Below are 15,353 nucleotides of genomic sequence, written 5' to 3' on the forward strand. Positions count from 1 at the left end.
CCCGGGCTCAAAGTGCGGGCAGGCTCATCTCCGGTTCAGGCGCTGCTGAGAATCGACTGAAGCTTCTGAGTCAGGTCTACTGCCTCTGCGCCCAATGGGGTGAGGTAGCCGCCGTCTTTCTGGCTGATCAGCCCCTTGGCGTGCAGGCTTTCGGCCGCCCTCACCGTCTCCGGGGCCGCCGAATGAGCATGTACCTTGAGGCCTTCCTGGGTGGAAGTAGAGGGAAACTGGCCCAGCAAATTGAGTTCGGCAAGATGATCAACAGAGAATGGCATGGCATTTCCTCGTATTATTGTCGGGGTTACCTTCAGCATAGCCGATTCACACCATGAAGCTTTCGAGAATTCTCAGCAACCAGAATGGCGTCAGTCGTCGTCAGGCCAGGCTCCTGATCGCCTCGGGTCGGGTTGCCGTGAATGACGTTGCCTGCGGGGATCCTGCTGCCGAAGTGGACCGCTTTTCCAGTGTGAAGGTCGACGGCGAAATCGTTCAGAAGGCGGAACCCGGCCATTACCTCATGCTGCACAAGCCGGCGGGCTTCCTGAGCGCCACCCTCGATCACACGCACACAACCGTGATGGAACTGATAGCGCCGGAACTGCGCGAAGATTTACACATTGCCGGACGGCTAGACCGGGCCAGCACCGGGCTGTTGATTCTCACCAATGATGGCCGCTGGTCTCGCCAGCTCACCGAACCGCGAATCAAGATCCCGAAAGTCTATCGGGTCCGCACCGCGTATCCGATTTCTCCGGACACGCCTCAACGATTCGCGGAAGGGATCTGGTTCGAGTATGAGCAACTCACCACCTCACCCGCTCAACTCGACCTGTTGGGCCCCTGCGAAGCCAGGGTGACCATCTACGAAGGCCGTTACCACCAGGTAAAGCGGATGTTTCATGCCGCCGGTAACCGCGTAACTGCGCTGCATCGGGAGCGAATGGGGAAGATCCGGTTGGACGATTCCCTGGCACCAGGCCAATACCGCCCTCTTACTCCTGAAGAAATCGACTTGATGCAGGCTTGATCTGTCTCACGAGACTTTCGCACGCATCGACTATCCTTGTATGGCGTTCCAGAGAAACAGGGATGGTTCAGAGTAATGCCAAACCAGACGAACGATTTTTATCCGCGGCCACTTCGTCACCTCAGCAGCTACCTCTCGGGGCTGGTGCAGGGAAAGCTATGGCTGAAGGTTTTGATCGGCATGTTCCTGGGTTTGATCACGGGCACGCTCCTCGGCCCCTCCGTAGGACTGGTGGAACCGGACACCGGCACGCTGATCGGCAACTGGCTGGCATTCCCCGGGCAATTGTTCCTCGCCACGATCCAGATGATTGTGATCCCCCTGGTGATTGCCTCGGTAGTTCGCGGGCTCGCCGCCAGCGAGGACCTGGAACAGTTGCGCAAGCTCGGCCTGAGGGTAACCGGTTTCTTCGTAGTCACCACGGCCATGGCGGCATCGATAGGTCTCTGGATCGGCGACCTGATCAACCCGGGGAGGATGATGACGGGCCTTGGCACTCCGGCGGCAACACCCCAGGACAGCGCGCCGGTTGCCAGCATGCCTGGTGTCGACGAGCTGCCCAAAACCCTGATCGGCCTGTTACCGGGCAACCCACTGGACGCGATGGTTGAGGGCCAGATGCTCCAGGTGGTGATCTTCTCGATCATTGTCGGCATCGCCCTGGTAAGCATGGCCCCGGAAAAATCCAGGCCCATGCTGGACCTGCTCGACTCCCTCCAGCAAATCTGCATGACCGTTGTCCGCTGGGCGATGCGCCTGGCGCCGGTTGCTGTGTTCGGCCTCATGGCCCAACTGACAACCACGCTCGGATTCCGCGCAATGCTGGGCATGGCTTCCTATGTCGCAACCGTTATTGTGGGTTTGCTGGTGTTGCTGGGCGTTTACATGCTGATCCTGAAGCTCCTCGCTGGCCAATCCCCCGTTCGCTTTCTGAAAGACACGCGGGATGTGCTTTTGCTGGCCTTCTCCACATCCAGCTCGGCGGCCGTCATGCCCCTGTCCATCAGAACGGCCGAAGACAAGCTGGGGGTGCGGCCCTCAGTTTCCCAGTTCGTGATTCCCCTGGGTGCCACCATCAACATGAATGGCACCGCACTCTATCAGGCCGTGGCTACCATTTTTCTGGCACAGGTCTATGGTATTGATCTGAGTATGGGAAGCATGGCGCTTGTGGTTGCCATGGCCGTGGGCGCCTCAATCGGCTCCCCGGCCACGCCTGGGGTAGGCATTGTGATCCTTGCGATGGTACTCCAGACCGTAGGCATTCCGCCCAGCGGCATTGCGCTGATCATGGGCGTGGACCGGATTCTGGATATGTGCCGCACCGCGATCAACGTGACGGGAGACCTGGTGACCTGCCGGCTAATGGAAAATCTGGCGGGAAAGCGACTTCCGCCCGAACCAGTTCCCGAGGAAACTTAATGAGCGGACGGAAGTGAAATGCTCGACGTATTTCTGGATCAGATACTTTCAGAGCGCTTTCCGGTGTCCTCATCCAGCTCCTTTTCGGTGCTGTTCCATTGCTCTGAAAGCGCTTCATAGGCCTCGGAGAAACCCTTGCGAGCGCGCTCCCAGGCAGATGCAGAACTCTCTTTCAGTTCCTGGTACCAGTTTTGCACACGCGCCCTCTGTTCACGCAGAGACTCCAGACTCTTCTGGGACCGTTCCCGAGCGGTGTCGCTCATATCGTCCCAGTTTTCGGAAAGCTGTTGTTCCAGTTCCTGGATACGTTTGTCCAGGGCAGACAGTGTTCTATTGATCGAGTCCTCGGCCTGCTCCTTCTGGTCAGAACCATACTCCTGGAGCGCCTCGCCCAACTCCCGGGTTTCCTGTTCAAGCGATTCCACGGAAGAATCCCCCGATGAGGTTTCGGCGAGAGTCGCCGCCGAAAACATGCCGGCAAAAGCAATCGCAAGCGCGTAAATCCAGTTTTTCATCTCTCAGTCCTCCAAATTCATCTCCGGACTGTAGCAGCGAGGTAAAGCCCATTGCACCTTAACTAAACCTAATACTGAGGCTCACCGCTTGCCTGAAAGCAGGCCCTCGACGACCGCATCGCACACCTGATCCTGGTTCAGGCCTTCGCCTTGCACGGTAAGATCCGCATATCGGGAATACAATTCAAACCGCTCTTCGAACAAGGCATCCAGCGATTGATCCGGCCTACGGGAAATACCCCGCATGCTGTGATCCCCTATTCGCTCAACAACCAGCTCGAGCGGGATATCAAGAAACACAATGGTGCCGTTGGCCTTGAGATGTTCCATGGCTCGGGCACTGTAGACCGCACTGCCTCCGGTGCTGATAACCTTGTGCTCCACATCCAGCTTCAGAAGCACCTGCTCTTCAATCCGCCGGAGGGCTTCGTAGCCGTCCTGGTCTACAATAGCCTGGAGGGTACGGCCGGCTTCTTCCTGGATCAGCAGATCGGTATCGACAAACCCGAGACCCAGACGCTTGGCCAGCAGAACACCCACGGTGCTCTTGCCGCTACCGGGCATACCGATGAGAACAAGGTTTCCTGTATCGGTCGGGTTAACCATGATGCTTGTGTGTGACCTCTCCGGAGAATGAGAACTGGCTGGCAATAAAGGCAGAACGTAACATTTTTACGACAGAGAGCGCGCTTTATTCCGGCCCGCAAGCCCGTATAATTCAGGCAACGGCGGTTTTCAGAGAATACCTGAAGCCGGCCACCGACGGCATCTTTCGCGAGTGAGTAATGACCACCGGCAGATCACTTCTGATCCCATCAATAGCAGCTTTGGTGCTTGCTCTGTCAGCATCCGCTCTGGCAGATGGCATCAAACGTATTGTGCATCCCGATGGCACCGTCGAATTCACCAACGTAAAAAATGCCGGCCAGCCCAGAGCCTCCAGCGGTAACGATACCGTCTACCGCTACACCGATGACAATGGCGTGATTGCATACAGCAGCGTCCAGCCAACCGCGGCTGAGTTCGACGTTATCCGTTTTCACTGTTACGCCTGCGACCCGGAGTCCAGCGTCGACTGGCGCAAAACGCCGCTGTTCACCAAACCGTACCGCTCAGAAATTCAGACCGCAGCCCAGGAATACGGAGTTGATCCGGCTCTTGTCCGCGCTGTGATCCATGCCGAATCTGCATTCAATGAAAAAGCCCTGTCCCCGGTCGGTGCCCAGGGCCTGATGCAGTTGATGCCGGGCACGGCCGAAGAGCTGGGTGTTCGGAACGCGTTGGCGGCTGCCGAGAATATCCGTGGCGGCGTCCATTACCTGGCCAAGATGCTCGACCGATTCAATGGCGACATCCGGCTGGCCACCGCCGCCTACAACGCGGGGCCCGGCGCTGTGAGCCGATACAAAGGCGTACCGCCCTATGCCGAAACAAAGGCCTACGTAGAAAGGGTTGGCATCCTTCACGAGCGCTATGCCGCACTGTAGGCCCCTCAGAGGTCCGTTAATCAATGAACTTCAAGCGTCTGGAGACCTTCATCTGGGTTGCGACGCTGGGCAGCTTTCGCAAGGCGGCCGAGCACCAGCACACCACCCAGCCGGCCATTTCCAACCGTATTGCCGCGCTTGAGGACGAGCTTGGCGTCCGGCTGTTCGAGCGCGAATCCGGGCACAGCAAACTTACTAGCAAGGGGCAGGAACTCCTGCCCTACGCCGAGAAGATTGTTTTTATGGCCCAGCAGCTGCGCAAACGCGCAGACCGTGGAGCCTCTCTATCGGGTATTCTCAGGCTCGGGGTTTCGGAAACCATTGTGCACTCCTGGCTGCCGCGTTTTTTCCGGGAACTACACGAAACGGCACCCAACCTGGATGTGGAAATCACCGTAGACGTGTCTGGCAACCTCCGGTCCGGTTTGCTGGACCGGAGCCTGGACCTGGCCTTTTTGATGGGGCCCGTGTCAGAGCCGAAAATTGAGAACCGGGCGCTTTGCAGTTTTCCGCTGATCTGGGTCGCCAGCCCTGAGCTCAACCTTCCGGACCGACTTCTGGCTCTCAAGGATCTCGCCGAATGGCCCATCATTACCTACGCAAGAAACACCAAACCTTTTGCTGAAATCAGTCAGAAATTCAGTGAACTGGATGAAATGCCCACACGGTTTTATTCCTCAAGCTCGCTGGCAGCCTGTCGGCAGCTGACCCTCGATGGCATCGGTATATCCACGCTGCCATTAAGCGTAATCAAACACGAGTTGGAGAGCGGCAGTCTGGTTCAGCTCACCACTTCATGGACGCCCTCTGAACTCGCCTTCACAGCCTCCTATTCCGGGGCACCCTTCAACCCGATTGCAGAGTTGGCAGCCAACCTTGGAGTGATGGTCTCCGACGAATACGACCGAGCCACACATCACGAAAAATTATCGCAAGACCTAAAAAACGATAATTAGACTTTTTCACTAAGCGGTATACCCTGAAATTTAGTTGTAAATGACAATTTCAATCAGGGGTTACCGTCATGCACACCGGTGCGTATTCCGAATTCAAAAACAGCGTGCTTGATCAGGCGTCCGAGTTGCGCGCCCGTATCCGGTCCGGAGCCCATACCGGCACCACAAGCGGCACGGCCAGCAGCCTGCTGCAGGGCAATGTCGTTATCCTGCCGTCCGAATGGGCCGGCGATTTTCTCCTATACTGTCAGAGTAACCCGGTTGCCTGCCCCCTGATTGGCATGTCTCAACCCGGTGACCCCAGCCTTCCCGATCTGGGACATGATCTGGATATCCGGACCGATGTGCCTGAATACCAGGTATTTCGCAATGGCCAGCGTGCAGAGACTGCCACAGACCTCAAGAGTCTCTGGCGGGACGACCTGGTGACCTTTGTTCTGGGTTGTTCATTCTCGTTTGAAGATGCCCTGATCAGAGCCGGTCTCTCGGTGCGGAACGTGGACGAGGCACGGAACGTTTCCATGTTCCGTTCGAATATCGCTACCCGGCCTGCAGGCCCGTTCAGTGGCAACATGGTGGTCTCCATGCGTCCGTTCAACGGTACGGATGCGATTCGCGCGATACAGATTACCACACGCCTGCCCAAGGCCCACGGTGCACCGGTTCACATCGGTGATCCGTCACTTATTGGCATCCAGGACGTTAACACACCCGATTTTGGAGATCCGGTAACGATCAGGCCGGGCGAGCTTCCGCTGTTCTGGGCCTGCGGGGTAACTCCGCAACTGGCTCTGGAGAATGCACGCCTGCCGTTCGCCATAACCCATGTACCGGGAAAGATGCTGCTTACCGAGCGGCTGAATGAAGAACTGGCGGTACTCTGAAGCCGCTGTTCAATTGAAACGATAAAAAAGCAGAAACACGGGAGATTCGTTATGTTCAAAAAACTCGCTACAGCCACCCTGGTTACCGGGGCGCTGCTGACCTCATCCGTTCAGGCCCAGCAATGGCACATGCCAACGCCCTATGGCGATGCCAACCTGCCTACCCAGATCGCCTACGGTTTTGCCGAGGACATCAAAAACGGCACCGATGGCGACATCACCATCACCGTTCATTCTGGTGCTTCCCTGGTAAAGCACCCGGAAATTCCACGTGCCGTGAGAACCGGCCAGGTGCAGTTGGGTGAAATCTTCATCGGCATCATGGGCAACACCCACCCGGTGTTCAAACACGATAACATTCCGTTCCTGGCAACCAGCTTCGAAGACGCCAAGACACTCTGGGAGGCTGCCAAGCCGCAGATCGAAAAGCAGCTGGACAAGGAAGGTATGACTCTCCTGTATACCGTACCCTGGCCTGCCCAGAGCCTGTACACCAAAAAGCCGGTTAATACACTTGCAGACCTCGAAGGGCTGAAGATGCGGGCTTACAGCCCCTCGACCTCGCGCCTCGCCGACCTGATGAACACCACTCCGACAACGGTTCAGGTTCCAGAGATTCCGCAAGCCTTCAGCACCGGCATCATCGACGCCATGATCACCTCACCGTCAACCGGTGCCAACGGCCAGGCCTGGGATTACCTCTCCCATTACACCGACATAAAGGCGTGGATTCCCAAAAACGTCGTCGTTGTTAACAAGCGCGCTTTCCGTCGCCTGAGCGATGAACAGCGCCAGGTCATCCTGGATGCAGCCGCCGCTGCCGAGGCGAAAGGCTGGGAAGGCGTTCGCAAGACCGCCGCGGAAGACACGGCCACGCTGGCTGAAAATGGCATCACCGTTTCAGAGCCCTCTGCTGAACTGATGGCCGAACTGGAGAAAATCGGCGACATCATGGTGAAAGAGTGGGAACAGGAAGCACCGGAGGAAGTCGGCGCTATTCTGTCCAACTACCGCTAAAAAGTTCACTCAACGGAAGCCTCCCGAGTACTCGGGAGGCTGTTCCGGGAGGCATCCGTTATGAACTCTCTTCGAAAGAAATTTTATCTGGCATCCGGCTACGCCGCAGGCTTCTGCATAGCTCTGATCATGGTCATTATTCTGGCCCAGATCGTCGGTCGGCTGTTCGGTTTTATCATCCCCTCAGCGGAAGACGTGTCCGGCTGGGCGCTCGCCGCATCCACTTTTTTCGGTCTGGCCTACACCTTTCATAACGGCGGCCATATTCGGGTAACCCTGGTGATCCAGAAATGGTCCGGGCGGCCACGCTTCTTTCAAGAGCTGATCGTACTGATTTTCGGTTTCGGGCTCGCCTGCTACATGACTTTCTATTGCTGGCACATGGTCTGGGAATCCTACATTTTTGAAGAAGTTTCCCACGGCTATATTCCCATCCCCATCTGGATACCGCAGGTTCCGGTGGCACTCGGAATGACGGCACTCAACATTGCCGTCCTGGATGATCTGGTGGGTATCCTCCGCAAGCGAACGCCCTCTTACCAGCAGCATGAAGACGAACTCAATCTGGAGGAAGTGTAATGGATATTGCGTTTCTCTCCATTGTCCTGGCGGTTTCGATGATTCTGATGCTCGCTGTCGGTGTCTGGGTGTCCCTGACACTCGTTGGCATCGGCGTTCTGGGCCTGTTGCTGTCTGGCAACGATCAGATCGGGCTGCTGTTCGCAACGTCGAGCTGGGGCGCCAGTACCAGTTGGTCCCTGACGGCTCTGCCCATGTTTATCTGGATGGGCGAAGTCCTGTTCCGTACCCGACTGTCCGAGGATCTGTTCAAGGGGCTGGCCCCCTGGATGGGCGGGCTTCCGGGCAAACTTCTTCATGTGAACATTCTGAGCTGTGGCATCTTCGCGGCGGTTTCCGGTTCATCCGCGGCCACTGCCGCAACCATTGGTCGAATGACCCTGCCGGAACTGAAAGCACAGGGTTACAGTGACAAGATGGCGGTGGGCACCCTGGCCGGTTCCGGTACCCTTGGCCTGTTGATTCCGCCCTCCATCATCCTGATCGTTTACGGCGTGGCCGCAGAGGTTTCCATTGGCCGCCTGTTTATCGCCGGCGCCCTGCCCGGGCTGATGCTGGTCGCCATGTTTATGGGCTACACCATGATCTGGGCCAAGCTCAATAAAGACGAACTACCGACCACCAAGAAAGAAAATCTGGCGTTCTCGGTCAAGATCAAAGCGCTTAAGATGCTGCTTCCGATCGTTGGCCTGATCATTTTCGTGCTGGGTTCCATCTATACCGGCTTCGCCACTCCGACCGAGGCAGCCGCCCTGGGCGTTTTTGGCGCCCTTATCATCGCGGCCGCAACCGGCTCTCTGAGCGTTCAGAGTTTCCGCGACAGCCTGCTGGGCGCGGTGAAAAGCTCCTGCATGATCGGCCTGATTCTCGTCGGTGCACACTTCCTGACCCTGGCCATGGGCTTCCTGGGCATTCCACGGGAACTGGCCTCCTGGATCGGCAGCATGTCCCTTTCACCGTTTGAACTTCTGATAGGCCTGACTGTGCTGTTCGTTCTCCTCGGCTGCTTCCTTGATGGGATCTCGGTCGTGGTCCTGACTGTCGCGGTTGTTATGCCGATGGTTCAACAGGCCGGCATTGATTTGCTCTGGTTCGGGATCTTTATTGTACTGGTGGTAGAGATGGCACAGATCACGCCGCCAGTGGGCTTCAACCTGTTCGTCATCCAGGCCCTGACCGGCAAGGACATTCTTTATGTCGCCCGGGCAGCCCTGCCGTTCTTCCTGCTGATCATGGCCGCGCTGTTTTTGATCGGCTGGTTCCCGGAGATTGTCACTTACCTGCCCCAGACCATGAGCCAGGGATAACGCGGGCAACAACGTTTTTTGGAGGTACACAATGAAACTCAACTGCGATATGGGCGAGAGCTTTGGCACCTGGACCAAGGGTATGGATGCCGAAGTCATGCCCTACATTGACATGGCCAGTATTGCCTGCGGGTTTCATGCGTCCGACCCGCTGACCATGGACCATACGGTGAAGCTGGCGCTGGCCCAGAATGTGACCATTGGCGCTCACCCGGGCTACCCGGATCTGCTCGGGTTCGGTCGTCGGGACATGGATTGCCGGCCGGACGAGCTCAAGGCCATTCTGGTTTACCAGATGGCGGCGCTGAACGGGATCTGCCAGGTGCACGGCACCTCCATCTCCTATGTGAAGCCCCATGGCGCGCTGTATAATCGGATGATGGTCGATAACACCACCTTGTCCGTGGTGATGTCGGCGGTTCGTTCCTATGCCCCACAATGCCCCCTGGTGGTCATGGCGACGCCGGACTGGCAGCAGGTCAAGGACCGGGCAGACGAGTACGGTATCGAGGTCTGGTTCGAGGCTTTCTCTGATCGCGCCTACAGCGACGAGGGCAGACTGGTAAAACGGTCAGTGCGCGGTGCCGTTCACGAAACCACGGAAGCCATCGAGGCGCAGGTTACCCAGATTATCCAGGACGGAACGGTCACCTCGATTTCGGGCAAACGCATTCCGATCAAAGCCGATACCATCTGCATTCACGGCGACAGCTACCATGCCGTCGACGCTGCACGGCACATGCGACAGGTTGTGGAAGCGCTATGAGGATCGAGTCGGTCAACGAAAACACCTGCATGGTGTATTTTGGCGACCAGATTGGTGCGGAGTCTGCTGGCCAGGTGAAACAGGCCACCGATCGGCTCCGGCGCGATATGTCCGACCTGATCATCGACCTGGTGCCGTCTTACACGTCGATCCTGCTGACCTGGGATCTGGAGCAGGCCGACCGGTTTGCCATTGCCCGCAGGGTGCGCTCAGCGATCGACTCCGACGACCATGGCTCCACCGGGGAGGGTGCTGCCCGTATTGTCGAGCTGCCAGTCTACTATGATCCGGAAGTGGGTCTGGATCTTGAGGATGTCTGCGAGCATGCCGGCCTGTCACGAGACGAAGTCGTTCGCATTCACAGTGAACAGCTTTACCAGGTTTACGCCATCGGCTTCGCTCCGGGATTTGCCTATCTGGGAAGCACCGACGAACGGATTGCCATTCCCCGGAAATCCACGCCCCGGTTGAAAGTCCCTACCGGCAGCGTTGGCATCGCGGGCACCCAAACTGCCATTTATCCGAGCTGCACGCCCGGTGGCTGGCAGATCATTGGCCGCACACCGCAGAAAATGGTTGATTGGGACAGCGACTCCCTGGCGCTGGTACAGGTCGGTGATCAGGTGCGCTTTCGCGCCATCAGCCGGGACGAATTTCTCGAGCTGGGAGGGAAGGTCGATGAGCTTTGACGTCCTTGAACCCGGAATGCTGGCCCTCGTCCAGGACGCTGGCCGCTACGGCTACCAGCATATGGGGGTGACCACCGGTGGCCCCATGGACGAGTTCGCGTTTTTCTGGGCAAACCGCCTGCTGAACAACGATCTCAATGCCCCCCAGATCGAAATCACTTTTGGCCGGTTCAGCCTGAAGGCAAACCATGATGCGTGTATTGCCATTACCGGCGGCGACCTGGGCGCCAGGATCAATGATCGGGCCATTGCGCCCTGGCGCACCCATCACATCAGCAAAGGCGACCGGTTGGATTTTAGCGCGCCGGTGAGCGGCCTGCGGGCCTACCTGGCGATCAGTGGTGGGTTCAGGCCCGCGTTGAAACTGGGCAGTTGCGCTACCGTGGCCCGGGAGGGCCTGGGAGGTCTCGATGGCAAAGGCGCAAAACTGGCCAAGGGCGATAAGCTGGAGTTCGACCAAAATGCCCCCTTTATTGAGGCGTTTCTTCCCGAGCCGGAAATTCCCGATTATCAACAGCACCTGCGCCTGGGTCTGATTCCCGGCTATCAGTATCGGAGCTTTCCCGCCGTTCAACGGATGAAATTTTTCTCGTGTGAATACGAAATCAGCCAGAACATCGACCGCATGGGCTATCGTCTGAAAGGCGATGCCATTCATTCGGATCTGGACGGGATTGTGTCGGAGGGAATTGCCTATGGCGCCATTCAGGTGCCGAAAGATGGCCAGCCAATTGTTCTGATGAAAGATCGGCAAACCATCGGCGGCTATCCGAAAATCGGCTGCCTGAGCGCACTGGATGCGGGCCTTCTGTCCCAGAGGGGGCCGGGATCATCGGTCAGCTTTTATCTCTCGGATGTTGCCGAGGCCGAAGGCCGCCGAATGCTGTTTAACCAGCGGCTCAAAACAGGCGCGCCCGGCGTCAGCACTACCTGACGCCGGGCGCGATTGGCACCGATTGTCGCCGCTTATTCGGAGGCGGCAATCAGGCTGGCGTTACCGCCCGCTGCGGTTGTGTCGACACACAAGTGGCGTTCGATCACGAAACGCTGATCCAGGGTGTGCTCTGTGATCAGCGGCAGCAAGGCGCCATCGCGCTTGGCCAGTGCCTCGCGATAGGCTTTCAGCAGGGGTTGTTCGCCGCAGCTGACCACCGCCTCGAAGCCATCGACGGATGCCAGTGCGTCTGGCTCCAACAGCCCCTCGGCGCCCACAATCGGCAGCCCGGCCTTGTTCGCCTGATCGACCAGATCCTGAGTGTCCGGTGCGATCACCACCACCTTGTTGCCCTGTGACAACGCGGTGCCGGCTTGCTCCAGCGCGGTTTCCTTGTCCGGTCCCAGACACAGAACGACACCACGCGCATGGTTCGACAGGCGGTTGGTCTCACCCGTTGGTCCGGGCAGTGCCTCAACATGAGCGTCCAGCGGCTCCGGAACATTGCCAAAGATAGGCCGGATTGCCTCCATACGGGCCTCAGGCCTGGACGCCTTCAGTTTGTCCAACTGGCCAATCAACTTCTGCAACTGCTTGGCATCCACCTTCCTGGCGTTCGAATCCGCCTTGCGCTCAACCGTTTCGCCTTTCAGGAAACGGCGGACGTACTGCGGACCACCGGCCTTGGGACCGGTGCCAGACAGGCCTTCACCACCAAATGGCTGGGAGCCCACGATGGCACCGATCTGGTTGCGGTTCACATAGGTGTTACCCACCTTGATCCGGCTGGTAATTCGCTCGACACGGCGATCAACACGGCTGTGGATGCCAAACGTCAGGCCGTAGCCCTTGGCGTTGATATCGTCCACCACCTTGTCGATGTTCTTCGCATCGAACGTGGCCACATGCAGTACCGGGCCGAAGATTTCCTCTTCCAGCTCTTCAATCCCGCTTACGCTGAGAACCGCCGGCGAAACAAACAGCCCTTTCTCGGGTACCTTCATCTTTTTCAACAGCTTGCCGTTGCGCTCGAACTTCTCGCAATGGTCGACGATCTTCTTGCGGGCGTTCTCGTCGATCACCGGGCCCACGTCCGTGGACAGCAACCAGGGGTCGCCGATGCCTAGCTCTTCCATGGCACCGTAGAGCATTTCCAGAAGACCATCGGCAATGTCTTTCTGCACGTAGAGCATGCGCAGGGCCGAACACCGCTGACCGGCACTCTGGAACGAAGACGCCAGCACGTCACGCACAACCTGCTCCGGCAATGCCGTGGAATCCACGATCATCGCGTTCAGGCCACCGGTCTCTGCCACCAGAGGCGCGTCCGGTGCCATGTTCTCGGTCATCACCTTGTTGATGCGCTGGGCGGTAGCAGTAGAACCGGTGAAGCACACGCCGCTCACCCGCGAATCGGAGGTCAGGGCCGCACCCACGGTTGCGCCAGTGCCCGGCACCAGCTGGATAGCATCCTTCGGAATACCCGCCTGATGCATCAGCTCCACCGCGCGAATGGCCAGCAAGGAAGTCTGCTCAGCCGGCTTCGCCACCACGGTGTTACCCGCCGCGAGGTTGGCCAGGATCTGGCCAGTGAAGATCGCCAGCGGGAAGTTCCAGGGCGAGATACAACACATCACGCCGCGGGCATCGCCGCTGTCTTTATAGCGAATAGCTTCGTTGGCGTAGTACTGGGAGAAATCGACCGCCTCACGGATCTCAGCAACCGCATCCAGCAGGGATTTGCCCGCTTCACGGGTAGTGAGGGCAAACAGCTCGGCGTAATTCTCTTCGTAAAGGTCGCCTACCTTACGGACGCAGGCCGCACGCTCTTCAGCCGATTTGGCGGACCAGTTCTCGAACGCAGCAGCCGCTGAGGTAATCGCGGTATCCACATCGGCATCGGAAGCTTGGGTGACGTGGCCCACCAGATCGTCCGGATCGGCCGGGTTGCGCACCACCTGCACCTCGGTGCCGGCTACTTCACCGGCAATTACCGGTCCGCCCTTCCAGCGATAGTCCTTGTAGGCACCACGGCCCTTCTCGATCTCGTTAACCGTGACCGGATCAGTGATGTCCCAGCCCTTGGAGTTGCGACGCTGATCACCAAACAACTTGAACGGATGCACGATCGCCTTACTGGAAATGTTGTTGCCCATTTCCTCAACGCTGACGATCGGATCCTTAGCGATTTCTTCCGGCGTAATGCGCTTGTCGACGATCTGGTTGACGAAGGAACTGTTGGCACCATTTTCCAGCAGACGGCGCACCAGGTACGCCAGCAGATCCTTGTGGGGACCAACCGGCGCGTAAATCCGACAGGGTACACCACTGACCCTCAGAACCTCGTTGTGCAGGGACTCACCCATACCGTGCAGGCGCTGAAACTCGTAGTTGTCGACTCCCTTGGTCTTGGCCATTTCCAGGATGGCCGATACCGAATGGGCGTTGTGGGTCGCGAACTGCGGGTAGATGCGGCTCGTCATATTCAGCAGTTTGGTGGCACAGGACAGATACGAAACGTCACTGCAGGCCTTGCGGGTAAACACAGGGAAGCCGTTCAGCCCCATCACCTGGGCACGCTTGATCTCGGCATCCCAGTAGGCACCTTTCACCAGACGCACCATGAATTTGCGGTCGTACTTCTCGGCCAGCCCATACAGCCAGTCGAGCACGAACGATGAACGTTTGCCGTAAGCCTGGACAACCACGCCAAAACCATCCCAGCCGGCAAGCTCCGGATCGGCGACCAGTTCTTCAATAACATCCAGGGACAGATCCAGCCGATCCTGCTCCTCGGCGTCGATGTTAAAGCCCATGTTCGCGGCCGCCGCCTTCTTGACCAGTTCACGTGCGCGGGGCAGCAACTCGTTCATGACCCGCTCTTTGTTGCCGTACTCGTAACGGGCCAGCAAAGCGGAGAGTTTGACCGAAATGCCCGGGTTCTTGCGTACATCGCCCTTGCTTGCCTTGGCAATGCTGTCAATGGCCGTGGAATAGGCGTCGTAGTAACGCTTGGCGTCATCATCGGTGCGGGCGGCTTCACCCAGCATGTCGTAGGAGTAGGTGTAACCCTTCTCCATGTATTCCTTCGCCTCATCCTGGGCTTCATCGATATCGCGACCCAGAACGAACTGGCGCCCCATTTCCTTCATCGCCTGGTTGGCCACAGTACGGATGACCGGCTCACCGAAGCGCTTGAGCAGTTTGCGCAGGGTTTCACCAACGGTGTTGCGCTCGGAATCTTTCAAGAGGTTGCTGGTCATCAACAAGGCAACGGTGGCGGTGTTGATCAGCCCAGAGGACGCCTTGCCCACGTGGGTGCCCCAGGCACCGGAGGTGATCTTGTCTTCGATCAGTTCGTGGATGGTGGTGTTGTCAGGCACGCGCAGCAGCGCCTCGGCCAGACACATCAGGGCAACGCCTTCCTTGGTGGTCAGGCCGTACTCTGCCAGAAACTTTTCCATGATGGTGGACTTGGCATTCTTGCGAACGCTGCGTACCAGTTCAGCGGCACGGGCGGAAATAGCATCGCGCTCGGCCTGGGACAACTGGGCACCGGCAATCATCTCGTGGATAACCTTGTGCTCGTCAGCGAGATAATAATCACGAATCGCCTGCCGGCTATCGACAAGCTCGGGCGTCTGTGATTGCTGCGGTCTCATAGTTGTACCCTCTTAGTTGTTTGTCTCTCCCGCATTCTACCGAGATCAACAAAGACAATTTCTCTATAAAATTCGGACAAGCACCCCATTACGGCTTTTTTAGATAAT

15 protein-coding genes are annotated in these 15,353 nt (G+C 57.9%); 11 read left to right on the forward strand and 4 right to left on the reverse strand.

Annotated features, from left to right (window positions below; translation table 11 throughout):
• Window positions 1-35: 35 nt before the first annotated feature.
• Window positions 36-275, reverse strand: a complete 240-nt coding sequence (locus SIC15_RS14620) for a TIGR02647 family protein (RefSeq protein WP_069182895.1) — start codon at window positions 273-275, stop codon at window positions 36-38.
• Window positions 276-328: 53 nt separating this feature from the next.
• Here SIC15_RS14620 and SIC15_RS14625 point away from each other — a divergent pair, with 53 nt between their 5' ends.
• Window positions 329-1,027 (forward strand): pseudouridine synthase, encoded by a 699-nt coding sequence (locus SIC15_RS14625; RefSeq protein ID WP_412536282.1) that lies wholly within the window; start codon window positions 329-331, stop codon window positions 1,025-1,027.
• A gap of 75 nt (window positions 1,028-1,102) precedes the next feature.
• Window positions 1,103-2,449 carry a dicarboxylate/amino acid:cation symporter gene (locus SIC15_RS14630; protein WP_412536283.1) on the forward strand — a complete coding sequence of 449 codons (1,347 nt, stop codon included), beginning with the start codon at window positions 1,103-1,105 and terminating at the stop codon, window positions 2,447-2,449.
• A 38-nt stretch (window positions 2,450-2,487) separates the two neighbouring features.
• Here the strand turns inward: SIC15_RS14630 and SIC15_RS14635 are convergent, their stop codons facing one another.
• Complete coding sequence (locus tag SIC15_RS14635; RefSeq protein WP_136631430.1) at window positions 2,488-2,964, reverse strand: hypothetical protein; 477 nt, start codon at window positions 2,962-2,964, stop codon at window positions 2,488-2,490.
• 81 nt (window positions 2,965-3,045) lie between these two features.
• Window positions 3,046-3,570 carry a shikimate kinase gene (locus SIC15_RS14640; protein ID WP_136631431.1) on the reverse strand — a complete coding sequence of 175 codons (525 nt, stop codon included), beginning with the start codon at window positions 3,568-3,570 and terminating at the stop codon, window positions 3,046-3,048.
• Window positions 3,571-3,749: 179 nt separating this feature from the next.
• Here SIC15_RS14640 and SIC15_RS14645 point away from each other — a divergent pair, with 179 nt between their 5' ends.
• From SIC15_RS14645 to SIC15_RS14685, 9 genes are all read left to right on the forward strand, one after another.
• The gene (locus tag SIC15_RS14645; RefSeq protein ID WP_069182890.1) at window positions 3,750-4,451 is read left to right on the forward strand and encodes a lytic transglycosylase domain-containing protein; all 702 of its coding nucleotides are present in this window, start codon (window positions 3,750-3,752) and stop codon (window positions 4,449-4,451) included.
• A gap of 23 nt (window positions 4,452-4,474) precedes the next feature.
• On the forward strand, window positions 4,475-5,407 hold the full coding sequence (locus SIC15_RS14650) for a LysR family transcriptional regulator (protein ID WP_412536284.1): 933 nt from the start codon (window positions 4,475-4,477) through the stop codon (window positions 5,405-5,407).
• 68 nt (window positions 5,408-5,475) lie between these two features.
• Window positions 5,476-6,291 carry a putative hydro-lyase gene (locus SIC15_RS14655; RefSeq protein WP_412536285.1) on the forward strand — a complete coding sequence of 272 codons (816 nt, stop codon included), beginning with the start codon at window positions 5,476-5,478 and terminating at the stop codon, window positions 6,289-6,291.
• 51 nt (window positions 6,292-6,342) lie between these two features.
• Window positions 6,343-7,308 carry a TRAP transporter substrate-binding protein gene (locus SIC15_RS14660; RefSeq protein ID WP_136631434.1) on the forward strand — a complete coding sequence of 322 codons (966 nt, stop codon included), beginning with the start codon at window positions 6,343-6,345 and terminating at the stop codon, window positions 7,306-7,308.
• Between the two features lie 60 nt (window positions 7,309-7,368).
• Window positions 7,369-7,887 carry a TRAP transporter small permease gene (locus SIC15_RS14665; protein WP_069182886.1) on the forward strand — a complete coding sequence of 173 codons (519 nt, stop codon included), beginning with the start codon at window positions 7,369-7,371 and terminating at the stop codon, window positions 7,885-7,887.
• On the forward strand, window positions 7,887-9,194 hold the full coding sequence (locus SIC15_RS14670; RefSeq protein WP_069182885.1) for a TRAP transporter large permease: 1,308 nt from the start codon (window positions 7,887-7,889) through the stop codon (window positions 9,192-9,194). The genes SIC15_RS14665 and SIC15_RS14670 overlap by 1 nt, the downstream gene beginning before the upstream one ends.
• A 31-nt stretch (window positions 9,195-9,225) precedes the next feature.
• Window positions 9,226-9,960 carry a 5-oxoprolinase subunit PxpA gene (locus SIC15_RS14675; RefSeq protein WP_069182884.1) on the forward strand — a complete coding sequence of 245 codons (735 nt, stop codon included), beginning with the start codon at window positions 9,226-9,228 and terminating at the stop codon, window positions 9,958-9,960.
• On the forward strand, window positions 9,957-10,649 hold the full coding sequence (gene pxpB / locus SIC15_RS14680) for a 5-oxoprolinase subunit PxpB (protein WP_412536286.1): 693 nt from the start codon (window positions 9,957-9,959) through the stop codon (window positions 10,647-10,649). Before SIC15_RS14675 ends, pxpB begins: the two co-directional genes overlap by 4 nt.
• Window positions 10,639-11,583 carry a biotin-dependent carboxyltransferase family protein gene (locus SIC15_RS14685; RefSeq protein ID WP_412536287.1) on the forward strand — a complete coding sequence of 315 codons (945 nt, stop codon included), beginning with the start codon at window positions 10,639-10,641 and terminating at the stop codon, window positions 11,581-11,583. The genes pxpB and SIC15_RS14685 overlap by 11 nt, the downstream gene beginning before the upstream one ends.
• A gap of 32 nt (window positions 11,584-11,615) precedes the next feature.
• Here SIC15_RS14685 and putA read toward each other — a convergent pair whose 3' ends face one another.
• Window positions 11,616-15,245 (reverse strand): bifunctional proline dehydrogenase/L-glutamate gamma-semialdehyde dehydrogenase PutA, encoded by a 3,630-nt coding sequence (putA, locus tag SIC15_RS14690; protein WP_412536288.1) that lies wholly within the window; start codon window positions 15,243-15,245, stop codon window positions 11,616-11,618.
• Window positions 15,246-15,353 lie beyond the last annotated feature (108 nt).

It is taken from the genome of Marinobacter sp. MIT932201 (assembly GCF_047123295.1).
GTDB classification, from domain to species: Bacteria; Pseudomonadota; Gammaproteobacteria; order Pseudomonadales; family Oleiphilaceae; genus Marinobacter; species Marinobacter salsuginis.

What these genes read in the sequence shown, in the direction of transcription:
- SIC15_RS14620 (WP_069182895.1), bottom strand. Translation starts at nt 275, where the DNA reads ATGCCATTCTCTGTTGATCATCTTGCCGAACTCAATTTGCTGGGCCAG.
- SIC15_RS14625 (WP_412536282.1), top strand. Translation starts at nt 329, where the DNA reads ATGAAGCTTTCGAGAATTCTCAGCAACCAGAATGGCGTCAGTCGTCGT.
- SIC15_RS14630 (WP_412536283.1), top strand. Translation starts at nt 1,103, where the DNA reads ATGCCAAACCAGACGAACGATTTTTATCCGCGGCCACTTCGTCACCTC.
- SIC15_RS14635 (WP_136631430.1), bottom strand. Translation starts at nt 2,964, where the DNA reads ATGAAAAACTGGATTTACGCGCTTGCGATTGCTTTTGCCGGCATGTTT.
- SIC15_RS14640 (WP_136631431.1), bottom strand. Translation starts at nt 3,570, where the DNA reads ATGGTTAACCCGACCGATACAGGAAACCTTGTTCTCATCGGTATGCCC.
- SIC15_RS14645 (WP_069182890.1), top strand. Translation starts at nt 3,750, where the DNA reads ATGACCACCGGCAGATCACTTCTGATCCCATCAATAGCAGCTTTGGTG.
- SIC15_RS14650 (WP_412536284.1), top strand. Translation starts at nt 4,475, where the DNA reads ATGAACTTCAAGCGTCTGGAGACCTTCATCTGGGTTGCGACGCTGGGC.
- SIC15_RS14655 (WP_412536285.1), top strand. Translation starts at nt 5,476, where the DNA reads ATGCACACCGGTGCGTATTCCGAATTCAAAAACAGCGTGCTTGATCAG.
- SIC15_RS14660 (WP_136631434.1), top strand. Translation starts at nt 6,343, where the DNA reads ATGTTCAAAAAACTCGCTACAGCCACCCTGGTTACCGGGGCGCTGCTG.
- SIC15_RS14665 (WP_069182886.1), top strand. Translation starts at nt 7,369, where the DNA reads ATGAACTCTCTTCGAAAGAAATTTTATCTGGCATCCGGCTACGCCGCA.
- SIC15_RS14670 (WP_069182885.1), top strand. Translation starts at nt 7,887, where the DNA reads ATGGATATTGCGTTTCTCTCCATTGTCCTGGCGGTTTCGATGATTCTG.
- SIC15_RS14675 (WP_069182884.1), top strand. Translation starts at nt 9,226, where the DNA reads ATGAAACTCAACTGCGATATGGGCGAGAGCTTTGGCACCTGGACCAAG.
- pxpB (WP_412536286.1), top strand. Translation starts at nt 9,957, where the DNA reads ATGAGGATCGAGTCGGTCAACGAAAACACCTGCATGGTGTATTTTGGC.
- SIC15_RS14685 (WP_412536287.1), top strand. Translation starts at nt 10,639, where the DNA reads ATGAGCTTTGACGTCCTTGAACCCGGAATGCTGGCCCTCGTCCAGGAC.
- putA (WP_412536288.1), bottom strand. Translation starts at nt 15,245, where the DNA reads ATGAGACCGCAGCAATCACAGACGCCCGAGCTTGTCGATAGCCGGCAG.